The following is a 9,818-nucleotide window of genomic DNA, read 5'->3' as shown; positions in this document are numbered from 1 at the left end:
ACGCCTCGCCGTGCGGGTCGCCGCCACCGTAGACGCCGCCGAGCAGCTGCGCGCCGAGGCACGCGCCCTCGCCGCACTGACCGATGGCGTGCGCGCGGTGCTCCCGTTCGCCGCTCCCGTCGCCGTCGGTCAGACCGTCGTCGACGGCTCCCCCGCGCTGGTCACCGACCTGGTCGACGGCTGGCACGTCGACGCCGCGCAGATCCCGGACGGTCGCGGCGTGGCGACGGCGCTGGGCGCCGCGCTCGCTGCCGTGCACGCGCTCCCTGTCGCCGTCGTGCGTTCCGAGGGCCTGCCGGTGCGCACGAGCGATCAGGTGCGCGACGAGACCCGTCGTCTCATCGATCGCGCCGCCGCGAGCGGGCACCTGCCGCGCACCCTCCGGGCGCGCTGGATGACCGCGATCGACGCCGATTCGCTCTGGGAGTTCGAGACCGTCGTCGTGCTCGGCGGCGTCGACGCGGGCGCATTCGTGTTCACGGGCGACGACGACCTCCGCGTATCCGGCCTCATCGACTGGCACGGGCTGTCCGTCGGCGACGCCGCCGCCGACCTGCACTGGCTCGGCGGCCCCGGTGGCCGCGGCGACCGTGCGCGAGGCGTATGCCGCGGCATCCGTGCGCGCCGGCGATGCCCATCTCACCGAGCGCTCGCGCCTCTACGCCGAGCTCGAGTTCGCGAAGTGGCTCGTGCACGGACTCGAGAGCGACGATCACGACGTCGTCGCCGACGCGGCGAGCCTGCTGGCCTCGCTCGACGAGAGCACGCGAGGTGAAGACCTCACTCCGGTACGTCACAGCGATGTGCAGGCGGCGATGGACGTGCTCGACCGTGTTCCCGCGGCCGCCACGCCGCGCGGGGACACTTCGCTGCAGACCGACGCCTTCGACCGCGCCGACCTCTCGGCCTTCGGCGACATCGAGACGGGCGAGACACGTGACGACCTCGCAGTCGTCGACGGCGACGCCGACCCCGCCGGGGACGTCGACGACGATCCGCAGGCGACCCAACCGATCGAAGCCGCTTCATGGGGAGCAGGTTCCCGCACGATCCCCCACGATCCGGCTCCTCCGACACTCGACCTCGATCTCGACCCGGTGGCAGATGCCGACGAGGCCGAGCGGGCATCCCGCGCCGCCTTGCGCCGCTGGGCTGTCGGCGGGGACTGACCCCCGCGCGTCCTGGCGCAGGTCAGCCTCGCAGCACCAGGCCGTGCGCGACGTAGAACAGCGCGACGTCGATCTGGTCGAGCGGCACCCCGTGCCGGGAGTGGTAGGCGCGACGGTAGAGGTCGAGCTGCACCATCCGCTCGGCGCGTTCCGACGCCGTCCGCGGCGGCGCGCCCGTCTTCCAGTCGACGATCTCGATCCGGTCGCCGCGCCGGTAGACGGCATCGAGCTTGCATACGATGACGTGAGGGCGCCCGTCGAGATCGTCGAGTCGGAAGTCGATCTCGGTCTCCACCTCGATCGGTTGCAGAGGCGCCCACTCCGACGCGAGGAAGGCGTCGATGAGCGGCGCGAGGGCGGCAGGCTCAGCGACGCCGCCCGGTTCGTCCCCATCCCAGAGTTCGTCGTCGAGCCCCGCCCTGCCGGCGAGTCCGGCACGGCGCTCCACCCACGAGTGGAAGCTCGTGCCGATCCGCGTCTCACGGTACGGCCGCTCGGGGAGCGGACGGGACCGCGCGGCGACGGCCGCCGAATAGTCGGTCGTGAAGTCCTTGTAGGCCGAGGCGGGAATGCGGGTCGGTGCCGAACGATCGCCCCCGCGCCGCTGCTCGTCCCGTTCGACGAGAAGAAGCGACAGGTCCGGATCGAGGATGACGGCGTCCGCCGCCCGCACGAGCTCCGCCGCACGCTCGACCCTCTCCCTCCGACTGCCCAGCGCATCGAGCGGCCAGCTCACCGTACGCACCACGTCATCGGGGCGCTCGCCCGGATCGACGTCCACCGCGCCGCGCCCGAGCGCGGACGCGGCCTCCCGCAGGAACCGGCTCGCCGCCCGTGGCTGCACCGTTCCCGCCCAGGATGAGCCGGTGAGAAGCAGGTGGTCGCGCGCGCGGGTCACGGCGACATACGCCAGCCGGCGTTCCTCGGCGACCTGCCGGTCGCGGTTCTGCTCGCCGAACGCCTCGACCGCATCGCGCAGGGCCTGCTGGGTGGGAGCCTCGGCCGCAGACCACGCGAGGCGCGGGAGCCACGGGGCATCCCCGCGGAACTCGAACGGCAGCGCACCGAACGTCAGCCATCCCTTGGCGTCGCGGCTCGCGGCGGGAAGCTCGTCCTCGACCATCCGCACGACCGCGACCGCATCCCACTCGAGACCCTTCGACCCGTGGATCGTCAGCAGCTGCACGACGTCGGGCTCCGTCGGTTCCGGTCGGGGGGCGAGCTCGTCGACGGATGCCGCGTGGTCGAGCCACGCGAGCAGGCTGGGCAGCGACCGCGCATCGTCGGAGGACAGGAAGCCCGCGATCTCGGCCGTGAAAGCCCGCACCTGCTCGTGGGCGGTGCGCTGAGGCCCGCGGGCCTCGTTCGCGGCGAGCTCGAGGTCGAGGCGCAGCTCGCTCTCGATCAGTCGCACGAGATCGAGCACGGGAAGTCCCGCGGCTCGGCGCCAGGCCGCGATCACGCCGGCCGCCTCGCGCAGTCGGGTGCGCGCGGCCGGGGTGAAGCCGGCGAGCCAGCCGTGGTCGTCGCGCACGCGGGGGAAGAACTCGAGCGCGTCGCTGAGCGAGCCGTGATCGTCGGCCGCGGATGCGCGCAAGGTCGCGACGACGTCGGGGGCCAGGGGCTGGAGCGCCGCGTCGTGTCGCGCGAGCCGGGCGCCGAGCGCCCGCAGCTCGCGCAGATCGGCGACGCCGATCGCCCACCGCGGCCCGACCAGCAGACGGATGAGCTCCGATCCGGCGAGCGGATCGGCGATGACCCGCAGCGCCGCCACGATGTCGACCACCTCGGGGGTGTCGAGAAGCCCACCGAGTCCGAGCACGCGATGCGGCACGCGGTGACGCGCGAGGGCCTCGGCGAACACGCTCATGCGCCGCTTCGACCGGAACAGCACCGCGCCGGTCGTCGAGAGGCCCACGCAGCGGCGCTCGGCACGGACCCGCACGAACCACTCCGCGACCCGTTCCGCCTCGTCGTCGAGTGTCGAGGCCATCTCGAGGTCGACCTCTCCCCTTGCCGCACCCGGCCGTGGGCGGAGGGCCGCGACATCCGCCCCGCCGGCGAGCGGTGCGAGCAGCGCCGAAGCGATCTCGAGCACATCCGCGCTGTTGCGCCAACTGGTCAGCAGGGAGAAGCGTTCGCATGCGCCACGAGTCACGAAGGCGCGCGGGAAGTCGTCGAGGTTGCCCGCACTGGCACCCCGCCAGCCGTAGATCGCCTGGTGCGGGTCGCCGACCGCCATCACGGCGGTGTCGGCGAACAGTGCCGCGAGCAACCGCGCTTGGACGACCGAGGTGTCCTGGTACTCATCGAGCAGAACCACCCGGAACCGTGAGCGCAGGCCCTCAGCGACATCCCGGTGGCGCTCGACGATCTGCAGCGCACCGGCCACCTGGTCGGCGAAGTCGATGACTCCGCGACGTTCCTTCGCCGACGCGTAGCCGGCCGCGAGACCCGCCAGCACCTCGAGGCCGTCGACCTTCTCGACGAACCGGGGGAAGTCCGCGTAGACACTCACCCGTGCCGTCTCGGAGGGCCGTTCGAGGATGCCGCGGAACCGCGACGGGAACGCGGCCACGTCGCCGAGGTCGGCGAGGTTGTCGACGGCGGCGCCCGCGAGCCCCAAGGCCGCCGACACGATCGTGCCGAGCGATTCGCTGCGGCTCTCCAGCCGAGAATCGTCGCTGTCGAGCGCGACCCGCCGCATGAGAAGCCAGGATGCCGACTCCGACAGCACCTGCGCATCGGGGTCGCGCCCGATCAGCACCGCGTTATCGCGCACCAGGGCGTCGGCGAAGCTGTTGTAGGTCGCGACGGTGGGGCGATCGAGGAGGTCGTCGGGGTCGACGGCACCCGCCGCGGCATCCGCTCCCAGCCGTCCGGCGAGATCGGCGATGCGTGCCCGGCGCTCCGCGGCGGGGGCTCCGGCGCGCTCGAGCTCGCCGAAGGCATCGAGAGCGCCGACCGCGTGCAGCTCGTCGAGGCGGTCGACCAGGCCCGCCGCCTCGAACTCGGCGAGGCGCGCGAGGCGTCGTTCGATGCGCTCGGCGAGCTCGCCGGCGGCCTTTCGCGTGAAGGTGAGGCCGAGCACCTCGTGACGGGCGACCAGCCGGTTGGCGACGAGCCAGACGACACGCCCCGCCATCGTCTCGGTCTTCCCGCTTCCGGCGCCGGCGACCACCAGCGCCGGGCCCAGCGCAGCCTCGATGACGCGGGCCTGCTCGTCGGTCGGGGGGAACTGGCCGAGGGCCGCGGCGACCGCGGCAGCGGAGACGGTCACGGCGCGCTCACCGCTCCGACCACATGGATGCGGCACACACCGTGGGCGTGCTCGTCTCGGCAGTGCTGCTCGTAGGGCGCCGCGAACCGCGTGCCCGCCATCACGGCGATCGCGTGCTGCAGCCGGGCGATGAACCGCTCGCGGGCTTCGTCGTCGAGCGGCGCCTGCCGCGGTTCGAGGTAGGGCTTCGCCGTGCCGGTGTGCAGCACCAGCAGTTCGGCGCCGCCCGCGGGCAGGCCCGCCGACGGCGCGATCGCCCCGGCGTCGTGGGCGAGCTGGTAGGCGAGCAGCTGCGGGTTCTCGACCACGGCCTTGTCGGTGCGCGGCTCGGCCCGACCCGTCTTCAGATCGACGATCACGACGGTGCCGTCGGCCCGCCGCTCGACGCGGTCGACGACGCCGCGCAGCAGCGCACGTCCCTCGCCGTCGTGGGGTGGCAGCGGGATCTCCACCTCGAACGGCGTCTCGCTCGCGAGCAGCTCACCGCCGCCCGCCGCGAAGTCGCGGAGGTACTGCGCCAGACGATCGACGAGGTCGCGGGCACGCTCGCGCCCGGCACGCTCGAGCCACTCGGATTCGAAGCCGAGCTCGTTCCACCGGGCGTCCACGACCTCCCACAACGCGACGGCGTCGGCGTCCGGCGCCGCCTCGAGCGCCGCGTGGATGAGCGTGCCGAGCCCGGCGACGGTGCTTCCCGCGTCGGCGCCGAGCTCGCGCACGACCCAGTCGAGCTCGCACTGCTCGAGCGCCGCGAGTCGGGAAGGCGAGACGCGGATGTCACCGTGCGCCAGCGAGTGCAGCGGGGCATCGGATGTCGCGGCCCCCACGCCGTACCAGTCGTCGGGGCGGGCCCCGGCGACACCGGCGGACGCGAGCGCGGCGAGCTGCGCCGCCGCCGACCTGTCGGGGACATCGGCGGTGACAGCCCGCCGCAGCTGGGCGACGACCCCGCGCAGCGTGAGGGCCGGCAGCGCCCGCGCCGCCTCCGCGTCGGGGAGCAGGGAGAACAGCCCGCTGGGGCGATGATCGTCGTCGGACGTCGCGGTCACGACGACCCGCGTGCGGGCGCGGGAGAGGGCCCGCACGAACAGGCGAAGCTCATCATGGAGCACGGCACGCCGCCGGTCGAGCACACCCGCAGCGGCCGTGACGCCGGCCGCGGCGTCGTGGAGGCGCCACGTGCCGAGCAGTGTGCCGCGCAGTCGGGTGTTGGGCCACACGCCCTCTTGTACGCCCGCGATGACGACGGTGTCGAACTCGCGTCCGAGCGCGGCTGCCGGGCTCAGCACCGCGACCACGTCGGCATCGGGGTCGCGGCCGAGCAGGTCGGGGGCGACATCGGTGGCGAGCACCGCGTGCACGAACCGCAGCGGGTGCGAGGCGGCATCCTCATCGCGCTCGGCGTCGCGCTTGGCGGCCTGGAACAGGGCGACGACCGCATCGAGATCTCGGTGGGCCTGATCGGCGACCGGGCCATGGCCGCTCGTCGCGGCCAGCCACCCCGCCTGACGGCCGCTCGCTTCCCACGCGGTCCAGAGCAGATCGTGCGCGGTTGCACCGTCGGCGAGCTGCGCACGCATGCGCGAGAGGGCCTCGGCGGTGCGCACGACCGCCCGCCCCTCGCGGCTGTCGATCGCCGCGGCGTGCATCGGGTCGTCGAGCGCCGCGGCGAGCAGTTCCGCACCGGTGCGCCCGCCGCCGTCGCCGAGGTGGGCATGGCGAAGCGCCGTGCGCACCCGTCGCACATCGAGCGGATCGAGCCCCGCCGCCACGAGGACGTCGGCCGCGGCCGCGGGCGCCACCACCGCGTCGCCGGCCGCCAGCACCACCGTCAGCAGGTCGCGCACGGCGGGCACCTGCCCGAGCGGAACCCCCTGGCCCTGACCGCGCGTGGGCACCTCCCGGGCGGCGAGACCCGCCTCGAGCGCCTGCACCTGACGGGTGTCGTGCGCGATGACGGCGAGCTCGCCCCACGGCACTCCGTCACGCAGTCGGCGTTCGCGCAGGGTGCGCGCGATCTCGTCGAGCTCGTCGTCGACGGATGTCGCCACCACCGCGCGCAGGCCGCCGTCGCCGACCCATTCCCCGGCGGGTGCGGTGCGGTGCGCGACGCCCCCCGCGGCCCCGATGCGCACGGTCACGCGCCGCTGTGCCTCGATCAGGTCGCCCTGCGCTCGGTGCGGCTCGGTGAGCGCGCCGAGAGATCCGAGACGCGCGCCCAGCGCGGCGAGGTTCTCTGGCCTCGCCCCGCGATATGCGCCCGAGGCGAGGTCGGGGTCACCGAAGGCGACGACGCCGACGCCACGGTCCCGCAGCGCGGCGAGGAGGTCGACGCCGCCGGATGTCAGCTCCTGGGCGTCGTCGACGATCACGGCGTCGAGCCGCCGCACCGCAGCGAACACGGGGTGGTCGACGGGAAGAGCGCGCACCAGCTCGACGGCCTCGAGCGTGAGGCCCGCCGCGTCACGCGTCGAGGCGCGCATGTCGCCCAGCACGCCTTCGTACTCGGCGAGGAACGATGCGAGCGCCGTCCATACGGTCTCGGCCTCGGCGTCGGCGAGCGCGGCGATGCGGGCGGGGGTCAGCGCGAGCGTGCGCGCGTCGGCGATGAAGGCACGCAGCTCACCGCGGAAGCCGCGGGTTGCACGGGTGGCGGCTCCGAGCGCGTCCGGCCAGCGCGAGCGACCGGATGCCTCGTCCTCGGCGTCGCCGGCGAGGAGGTCGGCGAGGATCTGGTCGTCGTCGGACGCCGTGAGCAGCAGGGGCGGCTCGTCGCCGGTGTGCACGGCATGCGCGCGGACGAGCTGGAACGCGAACGAGGTGAGCGAACGCGCCGGCGGGCCTGACGTCGCGCGCCCGAGTGCAAGGGACAAGCGGTCGCGCAGCGCCGTCGCCGTCTGACGCGTGGGCGTGAGGGCGAGCACCGCGTCGGGGTCCGACCCGGCCGCGACGAGCGCGGCGGCACGCTCGACGAGCAGCGTCGTCTTGCCGGAGCCGGGAGCGCCCGTCACGACGCCCGTGAGCGCCGCGGGCGCCGAGCGCACCAGCGCCCGCACAGCCGCGTCGGCGGGGGGTGCGGTGTCGGACGTCACCCGACCACGCTACCGACGCCGCCCGACATCGTTCGCCGACAGCGTGACGTGCGCGGCCGGTGCGCCGCGGGGCGCAGGCTACGCTCGATCATGCGCCCGCGGCGGGCGCGCCCCGGCCACCGATCGCCCTCGCGATCGACGGGGACGACAGGGAGGACCGGGACGTGGAGATCCGCATCGGCATCGCGAACACGGGGCGCGAGCTCAACTTCGAGACCAACGAGTCGGTCGACTCGGTCAAGGCCCAGATCGCCGCCGCGCTCGACGACAACGCGACCCACATCTCGCTCGTCGACGCCAAGGGCAACACGCTCATCGTGCCGACGGCCGGACTCGCCTACATCGAGCTCGGCACCGAGGAGTCGCGTCGCGTGGGCTTCGTGGCCTGAGCACGATGGACATCGTCCTCGCGTTCCTCTTCGGCATCGGCATCGGGCTGGTGCTGCACTATGCGCTCCCGGGTCGCGACTCGCGCGGTGTCGCGCTGCTTCCGGCCGTCGGGGCGGTCGCCGGCGGTGCGGTGTGGCTGGCTCTCACCTGGGCGGGGTTGACCACCGACAACCCGCTGCTGTGGGTCCTGTCGATCCTCGCCGCGGTCGTGGTGACCGTGCCCGTCGGTGTCGTGCTCTCGCGCGTGCGCGCCACGCACGACGCGCGCGAGAAGTCCCGCCTCAAGATCGGCTGACGTCCCGCTTCCCCGCCACGGCGAGGCGGGGCATCCGATCTCTCAGGACTCGAGGCCCATCGCACTCATCCGGGCCGCGTGAGCGCCCATGAGTGCGGTGAAGACCGGCTCCACGGTGGCGTCCTCCTCGGCCGTCTCCGGCGAACGGCTGAGGGCCGCACGGGCGACGAGCAGGGTGTCGCCGACGAGACGCCGCCCCCACATCGCGAGCAGCGACCGCCACTCCTCGTCCGCGGAGATCGCGTCGTGGATGATGTCGGCGATCGCCTTGCGGTCGGTGTCGGCCTCGAGGATGCGCGCCACGCGGCGCCCGGTCTCGCCGTAGCTCGCGGCGAGCGAGCGGTAGAAGTCGTCGAGGATGCCCGCCGTCAGGTGCACGGTGAGCATGGTCTCGAGCGAGCGTTCCCCCTGGGTGCGACGACGGAACGCGTCGAGCTGCTCGCGGAAGGGCAACATCAGCGTCAGCGGGTCGTCGCCGCGCTCGCGGATGACCGCCACGAGCTGCTGGTGCTTGGTGAGGGCCGCCCCGGATGCGCGGGAGAGCGCCTCCTTCTGGGCGAGCGACGGCGTGGGCGCGATGAGGGCGCTCAGCGTCTCGAAGTAGCCGAGCTGCAGATAGGCCGCCTGGCCGAGGAACGTGTCGACGGGCGGGGCGAGCTCGGCGAAGTCGACGCGGGTCGCCCCCGACGCCTCGCCTCGGGTGCGCAGACGCAGCACGCGCCCCACGGGTCGACGACGACGGAACCAGTCCCACACGCACACCAGCGTAGGCGGATGCCGCTTCCGCACGCGATCCCATCCGTTCGGGGCCGTGCGCCGAATGAGTGACATGAGGTTCATTCCCACGAAAGTCCACGGAGCGCTCGACTACATCGTCGGCCTCGCCCTGCTGTTCGCACCGCTGATCTTCGGCTTCTCGTCGGTCGGAGGCGCTGCGGTCGTCATCCCCCTCATCCTCGGAGCAGGCCTCATCGTCTACAGCCTGTTCACCCGGTACGAGTGGGGCCCGTTCAAGCTCATCCCGATGCCGGTCCACCTCGTGTTCGACGTCGTGGCGAGCCTGTTCCTCGCCCTGTCCCCGTTCATCTTCGGCTTCTCGTCGTACCCGCCGAACGTGTGGCTCCCGCACGTCGTCGTGGGCATCGCCGTCATCGTCGTGGTGATCTTCTCGAAGCCCGCGCCCGGTCCCTCGGTCGGTCGCTGAGCCTCGTCGCTCCTCCCCCCGGAGCCGTGCCCTCCCCGCCTCGTGCGGCGGAGGGCACGGTCATGTCGGGCGGCGTACGGCTCCGGATGCCGCGCGTCGGCGGGTGCGCGGGCGGTGACCGGGTACCCTGGAGGGAGTGCCCCGGCAGGGATCGGGGCCCCGCGCCTGCGGCTGAATGAGGGCGTGGACGATCTCGCGGCGCAGACGCCGCCCTCATCAGACAGGTTCATATCGTGACGACGTTCGCCGATCTCGGCGTCGACCAGGACATCCTCGACGCACTCGCGCACAAGGGCATCGTGGATGCCTTCCCCATCCAGGAGCAGACGATCCCGCTCTCGCTCCCCGGCCAGGACATCATCGGCCAGGCCGAGACCGGCACCGGCAA

General features: G+C 73.4%; 7 protein-coding genes and 2 pseudogenes. 6 read left to right on the top strand and 3 right to left on the bottom strand.

What is annotated here, in order from left to right; translation table 11 throughout:
• Positions 1–10 precede the first annotated feature (10 nt).
• Positions 11–508, top strand: a pseudogene (locus tag ABT08_RS13170) (phosphotransferase); the annotation flags it as partial.
• 67 nt (positions 509–575) lie between these two features.
• Complete coding sequence (locus ABT08_RS05500; RefSeq protein WP_288114195.1) at positions 576–1,169, top strand: hypothetical protein; 594 nt, start codon at positions 576–578, stop codon at positions 1,167–1,169.
• Positions 1,170–1,191: 22 nt separating this feature from the next.
• Here ABT08_RS05500 and ABT08_RS05495 read toward each other — a convergent pair whose 3' ends face one another.
• Together ABT08_RS05495 and ABT08_RS05490 are read right to left on the bottom strand one after the other, a co-directional pair.
• A complete protein-coding gene (locus ABT08_RS05495; RefSeq protein ID WP_288114194.1) occupies positions 1,192–4,449 on the bottom strand; it encodes an ATP-dependent helicase in 3,258 nt (1,085 codons plus the stop codon).
• The gene (locus tag ABT08_RS05490; RefSeq protein ID WP_288114193.1) at positions 4,446–7,541 is read right to left on the bottom strand and encodes an ATP-dependent DNA helicase; all 3,096 of its coding nucleotides are present in this window, start codon (positions 7,539–7,541) and stop codon (positions 4,446–4,448) included. Before ABT08_RS05490 ends, ABT08_RS05495 begins: the two co-directional genes overlap by 4 nt.
• A 164-nt stretch (positions 7,542–7,705) precedes the next feature.
• Between ABT08_RS05490 and ABT08_RS05485 the strand changes: the two genes are divergently transcribed.
• Both ABT08_RS05485 and ABT08_RS05480 read left to right on the top strand, forming a co-directional pair.
• Positions 7,706–7,930: a DUF3107 domain-containing protein gene (locus ABT08_RS05485; protein WP_056207243.1), complete on the top strand. Its 225-nt coding sequence runs from the start codon at positions 7,706–7,708 to the stop codon at positions 7,928–7,930.
• Positions 7,931–7,935: 5 nt separating this feature from the next.
• Complete coding sequence (locus ABT08_RS05480) at positions 7,936–8,226, top strand: hypothetical protein (protein ID WP_045246977.1); 291 nt, start codon at positions 7,936–7,938, stop codon at positions 8,224–8,226.
• A gap of 42 nt (positions 8,227–8,268) precedes the next feature.
• On the opposite strand, the gene ABT08_RS05475 is transcribed toward ABT08_RS05480, so the two are convergent.
• On the bottom strand, positions 8,269–8,988 hold the full coding sequence (locus tag ABT08_RS05475; protein ID WP_156454837.1) for a ferritin-like fold-containing protein: 720 nt from the start codon (positions 8,986–8,988) through the stop codon (positions 8,269–8,271).
• Positions 8,989–9,055: 67 nt separating this feature from the next.
• Between ABT08_RS05475 and ABT08_RS05470 the strand changes: the two genes are divergently transcribed.
• Positions 9,056–9,430, top strand: coding sequence for an SPW repeat domain-containing protein (locus ABT08_RS05470; protein ID WP_045246976.1), 375 nt, complete (start codon positions 9,056–9,058; stop codon positions 9,428–9,430).
• Positions 9,431–9,663: 233 nt separating this feature from the next.
• Positions 9,664–9,818, top strand: a pseudogene (locus ABT08_RS05465) (DEAD/DEAH box helicase); the annotation flags it as partial.

Origin of the sequence: Microbacterium sp. SCN 71-21, assembly GCF_001725695.1 — a bacterium.
Lineage (GTDB): Bacteria > Actinomycetota > Actinomycetes > Actinomycetales > Microbacteriaceae > Microbacterium > Microbacterium ginsengisoli.
This window is presented reverse-complemented; position numbering and strand designations above follow the sequence as displayed.